Origin of the sequence: uncultured Bradyrhizobium sp. (assembly GCF_936928535.1) — a bacterium.
GTDB lineage: Bacteria > Pseudomonadota > Alphaproteobacteria > Rhizobiales > Xanthobacteraceae > Bradyrhizobium.
The window spans coordinates 1-17,769 of record NZ_CAKZHY010000041.1 but is presented as its reverse complement, the minus strand read 5'-3'; the positions used below and the strand labels follow the sequence as shown (position 1 = coordinate 17,769).

Sequence of the window (17,769 nt, the reverse complement as noted above, 5' to 3'; positions counted from 1 at the left end):
CTCGACGATAACGGAGCTTTGGTGCGCCGAGCGCTGACCGCAATTACGTCATCGTCTGCAAATTTGACCCCTCATCGGCGTCCAATTTTGGACGCCGATCCCCCGGCTTAGGGGGTCAATATTGCAGACGATGACGTAATTGCGGTCGGCACCTGCGGCTCGAAAGGTCCGCTATCTTCAAACCTTCCGCAATCTCGCGAATCGGAGGGGACTATGAAGCAATATGTTGGGCTGGACGTCTCGCAAAAAGAAACGTCGGTGTGCGTGGTCAACGAAGTGGGTCAGGTCTTGTTCGAGGGAAAGGCCAAGTCCGACCCGGGGGCGTTGACGGCACTGCTTCGCAAGCGGGCGCCACAGGCGGAGCGCATCGGATTTGAGACCGGGGCGATGGCGAGTTGGCTATGGCATGAACTTCGTAGGGTTGATCTTCCGGTAGTTTGTATCGACGCGCGTCATGCCCACGCGGCTTTGTCGGTACGGATGAACAAAAGCGATCAGAATGATGCTCGAGGGTTGGCCGAACTGGTGCGGGTCGGCTGGTATCGAGAAGTCAAAGTCAAGAGCGAGGGAAGTCAGAAAATACGCGCGATACTTGTCGCGAGATCTCGGCTCGTGGCTATTCGTCGAGACATCGAGAACCAAGTCCGCAGTCTAATCAAAGAATATGGCTTGCTCTTCCCACGCGCGATCGGAATCCGATTTCGAAATCAGGTCTGCGAACTATTGGGCGAAGATCATCAGCTCCTTAGCGTAATCGCCCCGCTGCTATCGATCCATGAACAGATCTGCAAGCAACAGAACAACTTCGACAATGAAGTCCGCCAGTTGGCGAAGGCGGATGAGGCGACGCGCCGCTTAATGACGGTTCCCGGTGTCGGCGTGGTGACGGCGTTGACCTTCCGCCATACGATCGATGACCCGTCGCGCTTCAGATCAGCATCGAGTGTCGGCGCCTATCTCGGTCTCACACCTCGGCGCAACCAATCTGGCGAAACCGACATCAACGGCAAGATATCACGTTGGGGCGACCGTCTTCTCCGAACCTACCTGTTTGAGGCCGCGACCGTGCTACTTTATCGAACTAAGAAATGGTCTTCCCTAAAGGCTTGGGGCATGAAGCTCGCCAAGAGGATTGGCATGAGGAAGGCAAAGGTCGCCATCGCCCGAAAGATCGCCGTGGTTCTTCACTGCATTTGGGTGGACGGCACATCGTTCGACTGGGGTCTGGTGAAGGAAGCCTGACCGATTTTGTAGTTCCTGGTCCGGTCCGCCGGACTGGCGATGTCCCGCTGGGACGGTGTTGTGGCGACCTCGTTCATTCGGCTGGTGACGGCTTGTCCGTACTCCGCTGCAGACGTTGAGGCGCCCGGCCCGGACATCATCATGAGGCGCTGAGCGACCTCGGAAAGGACCATGACCCCAGCGAAGACATCAACAGTCCAAACGATCCATGCCTGGCCGGCAAGCACGTATCAGCCGCGCCCGCGCCGTCTCCGCAACCCGGACAGCTCCGACGGCGCGAGCACTACCACCGTGCCATTGGCGAGTTCAGAAATGCAGGCTTGACACCAAACTGCAATTAAAGGGCCGAATGACAGTCAGACGCAAATTGTGCAAGAACAGCTCTGCGGCTGGCGCTCAATCGCTCGCATTTCAGATGGACCCGACAATCCGCGAGGATCCGGGTGATTGCAGAGCAGCGACGCCAAATTTTTCAAACAATCCCTTGATCCGCATGTCACGAACCTCGCCGCAGCTCGTCTCTGTGTCGTCGAACAGTCAAGGAGGCCAGAAATGACACCCCGCATCAATCTTGCAAGCTCTAACGAGGGCATCGAGGCCATGCGCGCGGCGAATCGCTGGGTCCAGGGCAATCTCGATCCCAAACTGGCCGCACTCGTAAAGGTGAGGGCCTCTCAGATCAACGGATGCACCTTCTGCCTGCATATGCACAGCGCCGAAGCCTTCAAGCACGGCGAAAGCCCGACCAGGCTGCTCCTGCTCGATGGCTGGCAGGAATCGGCCCTGTTCTCGGATCGAGAAAGAGCCGCGCTGGCTTGGACCGAGAGCTTGACCTGCATCGCTGAAACTCACGCGCCTGATAACGTGTTTGAAGAACTGCGACGCCAATTCTCGCAGGATGAGATCATCGCGCTCTCCGTTGCAATCGCCCTGATCAACGCCTTCAACCGACTTGCGATCGGGGCGCGCGCCCAACATCCGGACGATCGAAAGGCCAGTTGACCATGCATGCCGGTTACTTCCGCAGGAGTGCACCATGACGGATGCCTTCCAGGAGAACACTTTGAGGAAGGGAAGCGGGCGCGGACCAGCGGACCAGTTTGAAGGGCACCGCCGCTACTTGACTGGCTTGGCGTACCGAATGCTCGGCTCGCTGGCCGAGGCGGAGGATGCCGTGCAGGAGGCGTATATTAGATGGCACAGGACCGAGCGGACGCGCGTCGAGTCACCGCGGGCCTTTCTTTCCAGGGTCGTCACGCGCATCTGCCTTGATCAGATGAAATCGGCCCGCGCGAAGCGCGAGACATATGTCGGCCCCTGGTTGCCGGAGCCAGTGCTGGACGCCGAGACAATGGGGGCAGAGACCGCGAGCGACTATGCAACCGATCTGTCCGTCGGATTGATGTTGGCTCTCGAGCGCCTTTCGCCCCTCGAGCGGGCCGCCTTCTTGTTGCATGACGTCTTCGACGTCGGTTTCGAGGAGGTCGCCCGGCTTCTCGGGCGCAACGAAGCGACGTGTCGTCAGTTGGCCGCCCGTGGGCGGGCCCACGTCCGAGAGTCGCGGTCGCGCTTCCCTGTTCAGCCTGACAAGGGCAGCGAAATCCTCCAGGCGTTCATGACGGCCTACCGGACGGGCAAGGTCGACAGCTTGGCAAGCATCCTTACCGAGGACGCTGTGTTGTACACGGACGGCGGCGGCAAACGTCGGGCCGCTCTCAACCCGATCAATGGACGCGCCAAGATCCTGGCGCTCGTGGCGGGTTTGGCCCGCAAGCGGGCGGACCCTCTCGTAGACCTGCGTCCTGCGATCATCAACGGGCTCCCCGGCTGTGTGGCTACTCTCGCATCGGGTGACCTTCTGACGATCGCTCTCGAGATCGCCGATGACAAGATCGAGGCGGTCTACGTGGTCGGAAACCCGGACAAGCTGAAACATGTCGCCGAGCCCTGACGGCGTTGGTGGATCGGGGCTCCTGCATGAGAGCACCATCGGTCATAGGCGACGTCGGGCCGATCTGCTGCGAATCGCCGCGATCCTTTCCGTCGCAATCTACCTGGTGCCCGAAGGAGCTCACTTCTTTGAAATGTTCAACAAATTGAAGATGTCATCTCTCGGCTACATGACGATTCAAAGAGCCTATGACGGCTGGGCATTTTTCGGTTTGGCGATCGGCACGGCCGTTGGATGCACGCTCGGTCATGCAATAGCGGCCTTGAGCATTCCCGCCGCCCGCTGGCTGTCACTCGGGTCTTGCATTTCGCTCGCTTGCGGGCGTCGCCTTCGCGGCCGCAACAGTCGTGCCGATCGTTGCGCGTATAAATGCCGAAGAAGCGCTGCTGATCGATGCATTCGGCCAGGACTACCAAAAGTACCGTGGCGAGACCGATCGCCTCGTGCCCGGCATCTACTGATCTGGCTGTGCTGGAGCGCCCCACATCAAGGGAGTTTGTCATGGAACTAGTGTCCCCCGACCGCGTCATGCGGCTTGATCCGGTTTTCGGCGCGATGGGACTGGAGGCAGCTCGCAGCATCTGGTCTCCATCGCTGCTCTCAACGCGCGAGAAAGCTTGCCTGCTTCTGTCCGGAGATATCGCAGTCAGGGAGCTGGGCCTACCATTCGAGCTCCATGTCGCGATGGCCTTGAGCAAGGCCAACATGTCAGCCGAGGACTTGCGTGAGCTATTGCGTCATGTCGCACCGGCGGCTGGTCTCAATCCGACCTCACGAGCATTCGAGCGACTGATTGTCGTCGTTGCGGAGCTTGGCCATAGCCCTGACAGCCGCGGAGCTCGCGCTCCAGCTCCACATCCGGCAACACCATATCCGGCCGATGTGCTCGGGGCCATCCGAGCTGCCGATCCCCAGCTCGCCCTGCGCATCGAGAGCCAATCGGCCGAGCTTTGGGCGCGGACCGGACTGAGCCATCGTGAGCGAATTTTTGCCAGTCTCGCGATCGATGTCGTGGGCGGAAGCCTCGGACAGGCATTCGCCGCGCACGCGCGCATGGGACTTGCGGCGGGCATTGCTGCGGCGGATCTGCACGAGGCGTTCCGTGTTCTTGCCGAATACTCGACCGTGAGAGCATGGGAAGCCACCGTGGCTCTCGAGAGCTCGTTGCGATGTTGTCCGAAGACCCAGAGCGGGTTGCCGCGTCTCGGAGACAGGACCCGCGAGCCCCGCGTCCTTGAAAGCAAGGTCGAGGTCGAAAGATACGAAAGGTCAGTGCTTGACCATACCGATGCGAGCGGCCTTGCAATCGTGGAGACGCGGCTGGTCGAGAAGTTCACGGGCGGCATTGTCGGCAAAGGGAACGCCACGCACCTGAGGCTTGAGCGTCCCGATGGGACCGGCACTTTGATCTGCTATGAACGTATCGCGGGCTCCGTGGCGGGCCTCGAGGGATCGTTCCTGCTCAAGGCCGAGGGCATGATGGAGCCCGGGGCCATCGTCCATGGCCGCTGGGAAATCGTGGATAGCTCGGGAACGGGTGCGCTCCAAGGTCTCAAAGGCAATGCCGAGTTTTCGGCCGAGCGGGATGAAGGGTCGCCCACGGGCTGGCGCGCAAGGACTTCGCTGACGTACTGGCTCGAGCCTCGGTCGGTTTGAAGATCCTGCTGGCCGAAAACATCATCATCCCTGGCTTAGGCAGAACTCAAGGTGAGCTCCGCGCGCGCATGGCGAAGCCTCTACTTCAGTCAATAGCGAGCGGGATCTGGATCGCTGAAGGTTCGGACGTGTCCTTCCACGGCTTTCCTTATCCAACGCGAATGGTGATCATCAAACTTTCGGATGGTGACCTCTGGGTCTGGTCGCCCGTCGAGCTCAGCGAGGTGCTACGCGCGGAGCTTAATTGTCTCGGTCCAGTCCGCCATCTCGTCAGCCCGAACAAGCTGCATCATCTGTTTCTGTCGTCATGGCGGGACTGCTTTCCCCGGTCGCGGCTGTGGGGACCGGCGTCCACGATCGGCAAGCGGCCGGACCTGACTTTCGAACGCGCTCTGACCGATGAGCCGCCTGCCGCGTGGCGCCGTGACATCGATCAAGCCTGGTTCCGCGGCTCGCCGTTCCTGGATGAGATCGTGTTTTTCCATAGGGAATCCGGTACTGCGGTCTTTGGTGACCTCGTCCAGGCGTTCGGCGAGGAGTACCTCCGAAAGAGGTGGAAGCCATGGCAGCGCCGCCTGGCCCAGTGGTTAGGCATCACTGCGCGCTCCGGCGCGCGCGCACCGCTCGACGTCCGGCTGTCGTTTATCGACCGCCGGCTCGCTCGCCAGGCGCGCTCCAAGGTGCTGAACTGGCGACCTGAGCGTGTTATAGTTGCCCACGGCGAATGGCAACGACACGATGGCGCCTCGTTTCTCGCGCGGTCGCTCTCGTGGTTGGGATAATGGCTGATCCTGTTGTCAAGCGCACCGGCGTGGCTCAACCTAGCTGAATGAGAGCGGAATGTTGTCTCGCTTGATAACCCGGCGGCATCCGCCGAGGGAGGCCAATCAAGCACCTAGCCGCGCCTTTCGACGAGAAGCCGTTCTGCCGCATGACCTTCCTCGACTGCGCGCAAAGACGAGACGGCATTCCGCAGAATGCGCACCGTAGTGGTCATTCTCTTAAGAAGCGACACGAATGTCACAATCCTGACGGCCAACTCGTCTTGTCTTCGCGAGCGACGAATGCTCAGTGCGAAACGAACAAGAGAAGCCCTAATGTCTAAGAGGATCCTGGTTATTGGCGGTGGATTTGCCGGCTTCTGGGCCGCGGTCGCCGCCCGGCGAGTAGCAGGTTATGCGGTCGACATCACTCTCTTATCCCGCGCGCCAAAGCTCGAAATCCGGCCGCGCCTATATGAGTCGAAGCCCGACACCCTCGCGGTCGAGTTGCCGCCGCTTCTAAGCAAGCTCGACATTAGATTCGTGAGCGGTGAGGCTACTGAGCTTGACGCGACCTCCAAGGTCGTCAGGCTCGTGTCAGGCGAGCCGCTTGGCTACGACCGCTTGATTGTAGCAACCGGCAGCCGTATGCGTCGTCCACAGGTGCCGGGAGCTGAAGAGGCTTATTCCGTTGATAGTCAGGCAGAAGCTATCGCTCTCGATCGACGACTGCTTGATATCGCCAAAGAAATTAAGGAACCGACCATCGCCATCGTCGGTGCGGGTTTCACAGGCATTGAACTAGCACTTGAACTGCGCGATCGGCTTCTGAAACATGGTGCAGCCGAAGCTGCGGAGTGCATGCGTATAGTCTTGATTGATCGAGCTTCGACCGTTGGCCCTGAGCTCGGGCCGGGTCCTCGATCGCAAATCGAGGCGGCATTGGAGAACGCTCGCGTCGAGCTTCGACTTGAAGCAAGGATCAGTGCACTCGGGTCCAACCGAGTCAGTTTTGTCGATGGGAGCAATCTTGCTGCCGATGTCATTGTGCTCGCGACGGGCATGGCGGCGGCGCCGTTTACAAAGCAAATTCCGGGCGAGCGAGATAAACTCGGCCGCGTGGTTGTCGATTCCACGCTGAGAGCCCCCGCTGCGCCAGCAGTGTTTGTCGCAGGAGACGCTGCGATGGCCGACACTGGCGACGGACATTACGCGCTACAATCCTGCCAGCACGCTCTTCAAATTGGACGTGTAGCAGGCGAGAACGCTGCGCGAGACCTTCTTGGCATGCCGCCTGTGGCGTATTCACAGTTGAGATACGTCACTTGCTTGGATCTAGGCCGGTCGGGCGCGGTCAGGACAGAAGGGTGGAATCGAAACGTCGAACTTACTGGGACTGAAGCCAAGGCAATTAAGCAAAAGATAAACACGAAGCTCATCTATCCACCGGTGGACGGTACGGCTGAGGATTTGCTTGCGAGCTCAATGCTCGACATCGACAAACGATACGCACTCGACGCATCTAGGTGAACGCTTTTAGGCCCATTGCGGCGGCGGCGCCGACAGACCATCTGGAGCCTCCTGCAATTCGTTGATCTTGAAGTGAAGCAAGTGCGAACACGCCAGGCAACCGCGCTGACGGCGGCGCTCTCGGAGTGGGAAGCGGATGGCCGCACGAGACGATGCCGCCGAGGGGCGACCGCGCTACTCTGCCTAGTCTGCGAGGGCGATACGCTGCACGACGCCGTGGCCCGGAATGGGCCGACAGCCCGCTGCGGCGCCGGGCCGAGGGTCTCCATGAAGGCGGGTCCCATCTCCGGCGAGATGACGAACTGCCCGACGGGCTTGCGGTTCGCCCGTAGCTCGTTCCGCTGCCCTTTAAATCGTACCTCTTAGCGGGATCGAGCAGCCTCCGCCTGGTGATCGGGTCCGCGTTCTCGGCCAGATCGCGCGCCCGCTGCGCGAAGCCTCTGTAGAACTCTTCCACGACGCAAGCCCGATTTCAATATCGGGCGGCGGATAGGTCAAGGTACGGGGAAATAAGCTGCAGGCGGCAGAGGAAAATCCGATGGCTGTGCTCCACTCGAGCCGAAAGCTGTGCCCGACGTGCGGCAAGCCGATGACGGCTGTTCCGGGCGAAGCGGCGGCGGACCGGCACCGGTACGTTTGCCGCGCCTGCGATGACGATCCGCTGCACGACCCCGCGGCCCAAAAGTGGGCCGACAGCTCGTTGCGGCCGCCGGCCAAGTAGCGGGACAGAAATCGGCCCCGGCAGCCGAATTGCTGCCCGGGCCGATCGTGCTCTCAAACTGTCAAATGCTTTCGCCGTCCAACCCGCAGTCCCGAGCTTCGTTCCATCGAACTTGCTCGCGCGTCGCTCTCGGAGCCGACGTCGTATCTGCGGTCGCAAAAAGGGAGCGGAGCCCGGAGTGCCTAGGAGTCCGGGTCTCCGCAACCGTAACAGCACCGGAGCACGCGCTCATGCCGCTCGGTACGTTGTCGATTCTACGCTTCACGGACAGGTTCGCTTTGAGCCAGCTCAACTTCGCGTGGCTGCAGCGGCTCCCTTCCGCAGCTCTTCTCGCTCGCGGCAGAGGTCATCGATCTTCGCCCGCATGCGCGTGAGCAGGAGCTCGGCCGATGCGGTCGCAACTCTGGCCCGCTGCAGCATCCCGATCTCGCTCCTGGGCGCGGATCTACTCCCGCATGCCATGCGGGAGATCTCGTTGCGGACCCAGTCGAGCTTCACAGCGCGCTCAGGTCGTCGGGCACGTCCCCGAACTTCCGGATCAGCCTGGCGTCGCTGAAGTCGCCGCTTGAGGGATCCCCGGTCCGCGAGAACGCGATGGCGCCCGCATGCCCCGGCTTGCGGGAGAGCGCCTCCGCCCGCATCACCGCGGCGTTGGCGCTCAGGCATTCCGCGGCCTCGCCAGCGGCCATGCCGTCGTCGGAGAAAACGAACGGCAGAGCGACGTAATAGGTCACCTCAGACATCTGCTTCATCCTTGCGTTCGCGGGCCCCTGGAAGCCGCCCGCGGGCATAGCCGGTGGACACCTTCCTCCGGAGGTCGTCGAGCTGCGCCTCTAGAAAGTCGTTGGCGACGATCAGGGCCTTCACGGCCTCCCGGGCGTCGCCGCCGCAGGCCGCGATGGCCTGGTCAGCGGCGGCGTCGAGGGGCGGGCCGGCCTGCTCGCAGGTTGCGTTCATTGAATTATGTTCACTTTTTGTTCTAAAGAGTCAAGGGACCCTCTCCTGAAATTTCCATTGGTGCCGTGACGGTGTCCGGATGAATCTCGGGGACAGTCGACCGGCTGTCGGAACTGGCGATCCCCGTTCGTCTTGAGTCAAAGTCCCGTACTTGGAGCGTTGCGTAACCGTGGCCCCGCGAGCGAATTGGAAAGGCTTCCTGCGTCTATCTCTCGTCACCTGTCCGGTTGCGCTGTATCCGGCGACCTCCGAGAGCGAGAAGATCTCGTTCAACCAGCTCAATCGGCAGACCGGCCACCGCATCAAGTACCTGAAGGTCGACGCCGACACCGGCGACGAGGTGCCCAACGAGGACATCGTCAAGGGCTACAAGGTCGATACCGACACCTTCATCGAGGTCACCAAAGAAGAGCTCGATAACGTCGCGCTGGAATCCACCAGGACCATCGAGATCGACGAGTTCGTCGACCGCAGCGACATCGACCCGCGCTACCTGATCCGCCCCTACTACATCAGGCCCGACGGCAAGGTCGGGCACGACGCCTTCGCGGTGATCCGCGAGACCATCCGCGAGATGGACAAGGTCGCGATCGGGCGGGTGGTGCTGACCAACCGCGAGCACATCATCGCGCTGGAGGCCATGGACAAAGGACTCGTCGGCACGCTGCTGCGCTACCCCTACGAGGTGCGCAGCGAGCAAGAATACTTCGACGAGATCCAGGACGTGAAGGTCACGAAGGACATGCTCGATCTCGCCAAGCACATCGTGAACCAGAAGGCGGGCCGGTTCGATCCGGAGAAGTTCGAGGATCACTACGAGAGCGCCTTGGTCGAGCTGAAAAACCAGAAGCGGGCCGGCAAGGTCATCCGTCCCAAGGAACGGCCGAAGGGCGATAACGTGGTCGATCTGATGGAGGCGCTGCGCAAAAGCGTCGGCGGCGCTGCGGCCGAAGCAGCGACGCCGAAGAAGTCGCCCAAGAAGGCGAAGAAGGCATCCGCCGGCCAGAAGGAGATGCTGATGCCGATCGCCGGCAAGAAGCCGGCCAAGGAGGCCGTAGGAAAGAAGCCGACGGCGGGAGCACGGCGGAAGTCGGCTTGAAGCACCCGGTTACCCCTGATGGTCGCTACTTTGCCGTCCGCTGCCGGCTGTGGCGAATGGTAAATCCAGACCTTGACGAGGCGGAGAGATCGAAGTTGACGAAGCGGCTGATGGTCGCCAGGCGGGCGGTCCGAGACGCCAAGGCAGCGAGGGACCCGGAGGCCGAAGCCGTCGCCCATCGTGCCGTGGACGTCGCCAAGCGCGCCCTCGGCGAACGCGGTCCAGTCTGGTGGAAGGACGGCTCACCCGACCTCAACCGTCGCATAGCGAAGAACACGCCTTACGCTGACTGGTATGCGCAAGTTACTCGATCGCGCCACGGAGGGTCTTGAATGCCGAAAGCCGCAATTTTCGATCTGGATGGGACCCTCATGGACTCGGTGGATCTGCACGCCCTCGCCTGGCACGAAGCGATGGTGAAGTTCGGCCACGACGTCAGCTTCGACCAGGCTCGGGGTCAGATAGGCAAGGGAGGCGACAAGCTGATCCCGCACTTCCTGTCCGAAGACGCGCAGCGGGACCATGGCAAGGAGATGGAGGAATGGCGCGGCAATCGCTTCAGATCCGAGTATCTGCCGCTGGTGCGCCCGTTTTCGGCAGTCCCCGATCTGCTGCGGCGCGTCAGGGATGTCGGCGCCCGGATTGCCGTCGCTTCCTCCGCCAGGAAGGATGAACTTTCTAAGTATCTTGAGATCGCGGGCATCGGCGACCTGGTCGACGTGACGACCTCTTCGGACGACGTCGAGGCATCGAAGCCGGCTCCCGACATCTTCGAAGCGGTCCTGAAGAGGCTTGAGGTCGAAGGCCACAATGCGGTTGCGATCGGTGACACTCCGTACGTCGCCGAAGCGGCGAGCAAAGCGAAGATCGCGACGGTCGGCGTTCTGTGCGGCGGCTTCACAGAAGGTTCGCTGAGGCAGGCTGGATGCGTCCAGGTATATCCCGGCCCGGCCGCCCTGCTTGCCTGCTTGGGGGATTCGCTCCTAGCAAGATGAGTCCCACGGGAAAGGTCATGATCAACGCGAGCCTGAAGGCGGCGGTTTGCTCTTGAGTTACCAAGCCGCCTTTTCGCGTACCGTCTGACCGGCTATAGCGGGGACAGCGTGTTGTTCGACGGTTTGTACAAATGCGAGTATCGCGCTGGCCCCGTGCTGAACCGTAGTGTCATGCATGTGCGCGGTGGCCGCATGTTGGGAGGAAACTCAGCTTTCGCCCACATCGGAAGCTACGAAGAGATCGACGGCGTGATCGTCGGCCGCGTAGCCGGACAGCGCCACGCCCTCAATTCCGAGGTGCGGCAGCTCTATGGCGCGGACGATGATGAGCTGATCATACGCGGCCGTGCTGTCGGCAATTCCTATCATTTCGACGCCTCTCCAGTCCGGCTTCCCGATCAAGTCATGCATGCGGTGATGACCAGCTTGGATGAGGACTCGTTGCCGCCCCCTGGAAAGGTCGGCAACGGCGGCATCTTGAATGGCCTCTACGGGCTGCGCATCCGCGCGCTCGATGGGATTGACGGCGGACTGACCGGTGTGATGCTGCTGGAGGACGGTCGCATGCTGGGAGGCGACGCCTTCTTCTACTATCTGGGCTCTTACTCCTCGGCGGATAGCCGATGGCGCGGTGAAATCGTCAACCAGGAACACACGGCGGCTCGCGACGCGATCTTCGGGGGGTACGAAGTGGGCATTGGCTTTTCGGGCAGCTGCGAGGCCAGCGGCGCGATTTGGGAGGCGACGGCGCTGGCCGGAAAACGAAGTTTCCAGCTGGCGGCCGAGATGAAGCTCCTGCACAGGATCTGATCTAGAGTTAAGGCCGTGCTCGAGTGAGGCCGCTGAGAGCCACAAAGCTACTCAGTAGAGCTGTCGGTGCGGTTCAGTCCGGCCGGCACTCAGGGCAGGTATCGCCGATCGAACCCAGGACATCGCGAAGCTCCGCGACGGCCTCGTCCGGAGTGAGTCCGGACGGCGGATCCTCGCGGGCGGTCTCGAATGCGCGCTGGCGTGCCAGCGGGTCGGCGCGGTCCTTCGCCCAACCGTGCTCCTCGCATTCGTGGATGGCGCCGACCTCCTGCAGCACATGGATCGCCCAGCCGCGCAGGCTGCGGATCGCTGGCCGTCGTTCCTTCGTCATCAGCATCGAGATAGCTCCTGCCTGGACGAATCCTTCCGCCCGCCTGCTCGTTCCCAGCGGTTAGCACGGGTCAGGGTTTCGCAATCGGCAGCGCCAGTCCTTGTCCACGTGTTCCGCCGGCGAAACCGAAGAGGTGGGCGAAGACTGTGGTGCCTCGGCGCGCGGGAATGGCCGCACACGCGAAGCAACGTCTTCGGGCAACGGGTTTTGGGTTTCCGGATGAGCCACGAAAAAACCTCGAGCGAGGTCAGGCGATCCCCGTCATGTCCCGCAACGTCGCGATCAGTTCCACGCCACGATACGGTTTTGGCAGGAAGACGCTGCCTTCCGGCAGATCCTTGGCCGCGGCACGCACGTGGCCCGACGTCGCCACGATCTTGATCGGCGGCCACCGGTCCCGGACGAAGCTGGCGAGCTTTAACCCATCCATCGAACCCGGCATCTGAATGTCGGTGAAGACGAGGTGAACATCAGACCGCGCAGAGAGGATAGCGATGGCTTCGTCGGCGTTCGCCGCCGAAATGACTTCGAACTCCGCATCCTCCAAAATCTCGACGGAATCCATCCGCAAAAGGAACTCGTCTTCGACGATCAGGATGACAGGCTTCATACTCGACATTTGTGCGATCCTCTCCTGCCCAAGCGATCTGGGAGCACGTTGTTCCGAAGATTAACGACTTAAGGCTTGCCAATCCGCTCATCCGCCTGGGCCAGCGGCATCGAAAATGCGAACCGGGTCTCCTCGGGGCTGGATGTAACGTCGATCCTTCCCCCGTGCGCCTGCGCAATCTGCGAAGCGATATGAAGCCCGAGGCCGAGACCCTGTCGGCTCGCGCGGACGTCGCCGCGAAAGAACGGCTCGAAAAGTTTTTCCATGGCGGAATCGGGGATGGGTTCGCCTGCGTTGGCGACCCAGAACTCGAATTCATTGCCATTCGTTTTCGCCCCGACCCGCACTGGCATGTCCCGGGCGCCATGGGTGAGGGCATTGCCGATGAGATTGGACGCGAGTTGCCCGATCCGCGTGTGATCGCAATTGACCGGGTCTGCGATCTCGAAGCGGGTCTCGATGACGCGCTGTGGGGAGGCCGTCCGCAATTCGTCGACGACCTGTTCGAGTACCGGCTCCAGCGGTCGTATGGCCCGATGCAAAGTGATGCCGCCTCCCAGCCGCCCGCGAGCAAAGTCTAGGATGTTGTCGATCAGGTCGGACATCCGGGTGACCGTCGAATTGATCATGTCCAGGACGCGGAGTTCTTTCTCGTTCTGGAGGTTTCCCGAGCGTTGAAGAATCCTGGCGCCGGCGCTGATGGCGGCCAATGGATTCCGCAGATCGTGACCGAGGACGGCTATGAACTGCTCGCGCAGCTCCGCTGTTTCGCGCTCGTTCGCGAGGCTTATCCGTAGCTCGGATCTCGAATCGACCAGCTGGCGTTCGTACAGGCGCCGGTCGGTAGCCTTGATGAAGACCAGGGCTGTGAACCGAACTCCGCCCTCGGCATCCCGATGCTCGGCCGCGTTCGCGATCGTTGGGAGCCGCTCGCCGGCGGCCGTCTCGAAATCCAGTGCGAACTCATTGAAGAACCCTTGCATCCGCAGCAAAGGCGCGATGTGCGTTTCGTAGTAGATGCGGCCCGCCATGTTCAGGAACTGATGGAGCCGTTGGCCGACGAATTGTTCTGCGGCGAACCCGGTCCACCTCGCAAGGGTCGCATTGACCTTGGTTATGCGCCCGTCCGATCCGATCGTGAGGCAGCCGCAAGGGGCGTTCTCGAACAGATCGCGATACTCGTCGGATCCGGACTCAGACATAGGCTCGGATCGCCGACACGACCTCGGCCGGTGCGCTCAGGTTCGGGCAGTGACCGGTCGCCTTGAGAAACACGATTTCGCTGCCGGGAATGCGGCTGCGGACGAACTTTCCGACCTCTTCGGAAGCGATGATGTCTTCGCTGCACTGAAGGATCAAGGTAGGGACCGTCACCTTCGAGAGGTCGCTTCGGTTGTCGGACGTGAACGTCACCCGCGCAAAGGCCTTCGCGATCTCCGGGTCGGTTCGGCAGAAGCTGTTGGTCAATTCCTCGCCGAGCTCCGGGCGATCCGGGTTGCCCATGATGGAAGGTGCCATCGCGGCGGACCAGCCCATATGGTTGTCTTCGAGGAATTCGAGAAGTTCGGCGATCTGCTTTTCGCTGAAGCCCCCTTTGTAATCGCCGTCATCGATGTACTTGGCGGACGGGCCAATCAACACCAGTCGTCCGAACAAATCCGGCGCCTTGATCGAGGCCAGCACCCCGATCATGGCGCTGACGGAGTGGCCGACGAACACGGCGTTCTTCAATCCCAACGCGGCGCCGATCTCCACCAGATCGTCGGCGTAGCCGAGGAGCGTGGAATACTTCGCCTTGTCGTAGGCCGACAGGTCGGATCCGCCGGCGCCGACGTGGTCGAACAGTACGACCTTGAATTCGCTCTCGAACTCGGGTGCAACGAAGCGCCACATGTTCTGATCGCAGCCGAAGCCATGAGCGAACACCATAGCTCTATCGCCCCGCCCCCTTACGTGGACGTTGTTCCTCGCCAACACATCCATGTTGCATCCTTGGCTGTCGCCGAAACGAGCGTACCACGAGAGCCAAAGCCCGCTGGCGTCATTCGTTCCATTTCGTCACTCAGCGGCAAAAAGGCGGCTGACTCGTCAACGGCGCATCTACGCCCGCGGCAGCCTAATCTTGAACGTGGTACCCATCGTTTCCTCCGAGATGACGTCGATATCCCCGCCGTGGGCCTCGACGATCAGCTTAGCGATGTAGAGCCCAAGCCCAAGATGCGAGTGCTCATCCGCATCTTCGACCTGGCCACGCATCCAGGATTGGAAAATCGTCTTTTGGCGTTCTACGGGGATCGGCGGGCCGAAGTTGTGGACGCTCACTCCGAGCGTTCGGGGATCGGATATGGGCGCCGACGAGGAGCCCTTGGCCAGCCGTAGGCCGAAACGTCTGGGGGCTTTCCAGTCCCATCGTAACGCCCTCGACGAGGGTGACTGACTGCCCTTTCGCAAGCGCCTTGGCTACGTTTGCACCGAGAAATTCACCCACGATGGTGTGCTCGAAGCCGCCTTTCTTCGGCACTACGAGGGTTACGCGGGTGATGCCCTTTTCCTTGACTAGCTTCACGATGCCGGCGAAGGCCGTGCGGACCTGAGTAGCGTTTCGTTCAACTACGTATCGCTCGATGGATGCCAATTGGTCACTCGCTTACTGCGCTCAAGGCCTAGCGGAAAATGGTGTCTCCCAACCTTAGATGGGCCTCCTTGGTCCGCCTAGTCAGTTAGCTTATCAGACGGTGCAGAACTCCACCGGGACACTGAAGGCCGTCTCCGTCCTTGGTTCCCCGCTAGTAGTGCAAAGGGCCGACAACCTACCCAGAAAAGGCCCTTCAACTCACTGATTTCAAGGCCTATTCGTTAATGGAATCTCAGCCAAAAAGTGCTATATTATTGATATGGATAAGGTAACTGCCTCCTCGACCGCCGAGCACATCCGGACACTGGCCCGGACCTTTCACGTATCTTATTCTGAAGGTCCGAATGACCGGTTGGCCCATCACATCTCGCGCCTGGCCGGGGATACGGTCGAGCTGGACGAGATTGAGCGGCTACTCATTGGTCTAGTACGCGCGGAGCGGATTACACGCCCGGAAATGATCATCCTTCAGGCCCGCTATCTTCGCGAAGCCAACCCGTGACATTTGATCCGTTCGGCGACTTCGAAACGCGCGGATACCTACGCAATCTTGCCGAAGAGAAAGACCCTGCGATTGTGCGGAGGCTGGAGCATGCCTCCTTCACGACTGGGATAGACTATGCATTCGCGGCCCTTCAGAAAAAGACGGTCCTCACCTACGCGGACGTTCTAGGCACCCACAAAACACTGTTCGAAGCTATGTATCCGTGGGCCGGACAAGATCGTAACCAAACAGCACCTGATATTGCCGTCAAACGCGGCGACGTCCTCTTCGCGCATCCGAAGTCTATTCAGAATGCCGTTGAGCATGCCCTGAAGCTCGGCAATGATCCAAAGACCATGCGGGCCAAGCCGGGTGAAGTCATGGGCTATCTTGCGCACGGCCATCCCTTCTTAGACGGCAATGGCCGGACGATTATGGTCGTCCATGCCATACTGGCGCAACGCGCCGGCTTCAGCATCGATTGGGCTGCCACGGACAAGACGAAATACCTGCAAGCGCTCACCAAAGACCTCGACAATCCCGGCAAAGGTATTCTCGACAAATACCTTGAGCCATATATCCGCCCAGCCGTCACCGATCTCAAAGAGCACATCAACGCTGCCAAAGGGCTTGATGGCGGCAGGGGTGAGACGGACACCGTTCGCGGAAGCAACGACGATCCGGCGATACAAGCCGAGTACAAGCAGCAACAGCTCAAACGGGACGAGCAGACGGGCGGCTCGAAGGATGCCGCTCGCTAAGCAACGGCAAAACGCACCCGCTGAGGGGCAGTGATAGCGACGCCGGAACGGCGGGACCCGAAAGCGAGTGCAGCCGCGAGACCGTTAAGAGGGCACTCGCGCGACGGGCAGCAATAGCGGTGCCGCGAAGCGGCAGCCCTTCGCGCGAGTGCCTTCGGCGAGCGACACCGATCGACGCTTGCTCGTCAAGGACAAGCCGAGAGATCTCTTGCAAAGAAATAGCGCCGGCTGGCCAATCGCAACTGCTTGTTGACGAGGCCGATGCCGTCGCGATCAATGCTTTGATTAATCGCAGGGTTTGCCAAGGCAATCGTTGGAGTAATCGGTACGAACGCGTGCACGGGCCAATCGGGCGCAACAAACTCGCCGCCGGAGGCTCTAACGATGCCCCAACTCGCCGATGGATTTATTTGTCGAAGATAACCGACAGCGGAGGCTAGCGCTCAGACGGGGCCGCCGACACATCGGCTGCTTCGTACCTCCCTTGCGTCAACTTCCAGGTCAGCTGAAGTCTTGAACCGCCCCATCAAAGAGATGGCGGTGCACCTCTCGGGCAAACAGCCGATCGTGCAAGGGTTTGAAAAACCTACCGTTCGCCCTTGAGCCATTCAGCCGCGCGGCTGGGTTTTGTGGTACGGACAGTGGTACGAATGAAGTCTCAACAGCGGTGGGGGCAAAAAACCCTTGTTTCATTGGTAGCGGGGGAGGGACTCGAACCCCCGACCCCAGGATTATGATTCCCGTGCTCTAACCAGCTGAGCTACCCCGCCACAGGGATCGCGGCGGCGAATAACGCCGATCTCGCGAACGCGCGGCATATAAGGAAGGGGGCGGTGGGAAGTCAATCCGCCTTCGGCCTCGCATCCGCGAAAGCTTCGGCGCGACAAGTCCGCTTGGGGACAAATCAGCCGATTTTGGACCGAATTCCTCGCAAAAGCCCGGGCATGACGGAGTTTGGGGAATCCGGAGTACGCCTATTTCGGCTTCACACTCGGGTCGCCGCCGGGGCTGCCGGGTGGCGGGATAACAGGCATTTTGCCGTCCGTGCTCGGCGCGGGGGCATGCATTTCGGGGTCGACGCCTGATGGCGGGCAGAGCACGCCGTCCGATTTTGCCAATTTGTCGCCGAGCGGTTCCCGCGACTGGCCGGTGGTCGTGCCATCGGGCGCAGTGGCACGGTTCGGGCGGTCCGGCGAGGCGCAGTCGGCAGCGGCGTGTTGCGGGGA

21 protein-coding genes and 1 tRNA gene are annotated in these 17,769 nt (G+C 61.1%); 13 read left to right on the top strand and 9 right to left on the bottom strand.

The window, feature by feature from the left end; genetic code table 11:
- Nucleotides 1-213 precede the first annotated feature (213 nt).
- The 7 genes from Q0687_RS05395 (at nucleotide 214) to Q0687_RS05365 (ending at nucleotide 7,861) form a co-directional block, all read left to right on the top strand.
- On the top strand, nucleotides 214-1,242 hold the full coding sequence (locus Q0687_RS05395; protein WP_298873178.1) for an IS110 family transposase: 1,029 nt from the start codon (nucleotides 214-216) through the stop codon (nucleotides 1,240-1,242).
- A 552-nt stretch (nucleotides 1,243-1,794) separates the two neighbouring features.
- On the top strand, nucleotides 1,795-2,244 hold the full coding sequence (locus tag Q0687_RS05390; RefSeq protein WP_298873180.1) for a carboxymuconolactone decarboxylase family protein: 450 nt from the start codon (nucleotides 1,795-1,797) through the stop codon (nucleotides 2,242-2,244).
- Nucleotides 2,245-2,278: 34 nt separating this feature from the next.
- Nucleotides 2,279-3,193: a sigma-70 family RNA polymerase sigma factor gene (locus tag Q0687_RS05385; RefSeq protein WP_298873176.1), complete on the top strand. Its 915-nt coding sequence runs from the start codon at nucleotides 2,279-2,281 to the stop codon at nucleotides 3,191-3,193.
- 528 nt (nucleotides 3,194-3,721) lie between these two features.
- Nucleotides 3,722-4,849: a DUF3224 domain-containing protein gene (locus tag Q0687_RS05380; protein WP_298873174.1), complete on the top strand. Its 1,128-nt coding sequence runs from the start codon at nucleotides 3,722-3,724 to the stop codon at nucleotides 4,847-4,849.
- Nucleotides 4,846-5,631, top strand: a complete 786-nt coding sequence (locus Q0687_RS05375) for a DUF4336 domain-containing protein (RefSeq protein ID WP_298873172.1) — start codon at nucleotides 4,846-4,848, stop codon at nucleotides 5,629-5,631. The genes Q0687_RS05380 and Q0687_RS05375 overlap by 4 nt, the downstream gene beginning before the upstream one ends.
- 315 nt (nucleotides 5,632-5,946) lie before the next feature.
- Nucleotides 5,947-7,140 (top strand): FAD-dependent oxidoreductase, encoded by a 1,194-nt coding sequence (locus Q0687_RS05370; RefSeq protein WP_298873170.1) that lies wholly within the window; start codon nucleotides 5,947-5,949, stop codon nucleotides 7,138-7,140.
- A gap of 538 nt (nucleotides 7,141-7,678) precedes the next feature.
- The gene (locus Q0687_RS05365) at nucleotides 7,679-7,861 is read left to right on the top strand and encodes a hypothetical protein (RefSeq protein ID WP_298873168.1); all 183 of its coding nucleotides are present in this window, start codon (nucleotides 7,679-7,681) and stop codon (nucleotides 7,859-7,861) included.
- Nucleotides 7,862-8,355: 494 nt separating this feature from the next.
- Here Q0687_RS05365 and Q0687_RS05360 read toward each other — a convergent pair whose 3' ends face one another.
- Nucleotides 8,356-8,604, bottom strand: coding sequence for a hypothetical protein (locus Q0687_RS05360; RefSeq protein WP_298873166.1), 249 nt, complete (start codon nucleotides 8,602-8,604; stop codon nucleotides 8,356-8,358).
- A complete protein-coding gene (locus tag Q0687_RS05355; RefSeq protein ID WP_298873165.1) occupies nucleotides 8,597-8,818 on the bottom strand; it encodes a hypothetical protein in 222 nt (73 codons plus the stop codon). The genes Q0687_RS05360 and Q0687_RS05355 overlap by 8 nt, the downstream gene beginning before the upstream one ends.
- 169 nt (nucleotides 8,819-8,987) lie before the next feature.
- Here Q0687_RS05355 and Q0687_RS05350 point away from each other — a divergent pair, with 169 nt between their 5' ends.
- From Q0687_RS05350 to Q0687_RS05335, 4 genes are all read left to right on the top strand, one after another.
- Nucleotides 8,988-9,917, top strand: a complete 930-nt coding sequence (locus Q0687_RS05350) for a Ku protein (protein ID WP_298873164.1) — start codon at nucleotides 8,988-8,990, stop codon at nucleotides 9,915-9,917.
- Complete coding sequence (locus tag Q0687_RS05345) at nucleotides 9,914-10,249, top strand: hypothetical protein (RefSeq protein ID WP_298873163.1); 336 nt, start codon at nucleotides 9,914-9,916, stop codon at nucleotides 10,247-10,249. The genes Q0687_RS05350 and Q0687_RS05345 overlap by 4 nt, the downstream gene beginning before the upstream one ends.
- On the top strand, nucleotides 10,250-10,912 hold the full coding sequence (locus tag Q0687_RS05340) for an HAD family hydrolase (protein ID WP_298873161.1): 663 nt from the start codon (nucleotides 10,250-10,252) through the stop codon (nucleotides 10,910-10,912). It begins immediately after the preceding gene.
- Between the two features lie 111 nt (nucleotides 10,913-11,023).
- Complete coding sequence (locus Q0687_RS05335) at nucleotides 11,024-11,722, top strand: GrlR family regulatory protein (protein ID WP_298873159.1); 699 nt, start codon at nucleotides 11,024-11,026, stop codon at nucleotides 11,720-11,722.
- A 73-nt stretch (nucleotides 11,723-11,795) separates the two neighbouring features.
- On the opposite strand, the gene Q0687_RS05330 is transcribed toward Q0687_RS05335, so the two are convergent.
- From Q0687_RS05330 to Q0687_RS05310, 5 genes are all read right to left on the bottom strand, one after another.
- Nucleotides 11,796-12,059 (bottom strand): hypothetical protein, encoded by a 264-nt coding sequence (locus Q0687_RS05330; protein WP_298873157.1) that lies wholly within the window; start codon nucleotides 12,057-12,059, stop codon nucleotides 11,796-11,798.
- Between the two features lie 241 nt (nucleotides 12,060-12,300).
- The gene (locus tag Q0687_RS05325; protein WP_298873155.1) at nucleotides 12,301-12,672 is read right to left on the bottom strand and encodes a response regulator; all 372 of its coding nucleotides are present in this window, start codon (nucleotides 12,670-12,672) and stop codon (nucleotides 12,301-12,303) included.
- Nucleotides 12,673-12,731: 59 nt separating this feature from the next.
- Complete coding sequence (locus Q0687_RS05320) at nucleotides 12,732-13,865, bottom strand: PAS domain-containing sensor histidine kinase (protein ID WP_298873153.1); 1,134 nt, start codon at nucleotides 13,863-13,865, stop codon at nucleotides 12,732-12,734.
- On the bottom strand, nucleotides 13,858-14,646 hold the full coding sequence (locus tag Q0687_RS05315; protein ID WP_298873151.1) for an alpha/beta hydrolase: 789 nt from the start codon (nucleotides 14,644-14,646) through the stop codon (nucleotides 13,858-13,860). Before Q0687_RS05315 ends, Q0687_RS05320 begins: the two co-directional genes overlap by 8 nt.
- Nucleotides 14,647-14,763: 117 nt before the next feature.
- Nucleotides 14,764-14,985 carry an ATP-binding protein gene (locus Q0687_RS05310; RefSeq protein WP_298873149.1) on the bottom strand — a complete coding sequence of 74 codons (222 nt, stop codon included), beginning with the start codon at nucleotides 14,983-14,985 and terminating at the stop codon, nucleotides 14,764-14,766.
- A 665-nt stretch (nucleotides 14,986-15,650) separates the two neighbouring features.
- Between Q0687_RS05310 and Q0687_RS05305 the strand changes: the two genes are divergently transcribed.
- Both Q0687_RS05305 and Q0687_RS05300 read left to right on the top strand, forming a co-directional pair.
- On the top strand, nucleotides 15,651-15,800 hold the full coding sequence (locus Q0687_RS05305; protein ID WP_194473088.1) for a hypothetical protein: 150 nt from the start codon (nucleotides 15,651-15,653) through the stop codon (nucleotides 15,798-15,800).
- Nucleotides 15,797-16,543 carry a Fic family protein gene (locus Q0687_RS05300; RefSeq protein ID WP_298873141.1) on the top strand — a complete coding sequence of 249 codons (747 nt, stop codon included), beginning with the start codon at nucleotides 15,797-15,799 and terminating at the stop codon, nucleotides 16,541-16,543. The genes Q0687_RS05305 and Q0687_RS05300 overlap by 4 nt, the downstream gene beginning before the upstream one ends.
- 693 nt (nucleotides 16,544-17,236) lie before the next feature.
- Here Q0687_RS05300 and Q0687_RS05295 read toward each other — a convergent pair.
- A tRNA-Met gene (locus tag Q0687_RS05295) sits at nucleotides 17,237-17,313 on the bottom strand.
- A 204-nt stretch (nucleotides 17,314-17,517) separates the two neighbouring features.
- The coding region (locus Q0687_RS05290) for a hypothetical protein (protein ID WP_298873139.1) at nucleotides 17,518-17,769 on the bottom strand (252 nt) is incomplete at its 5' end.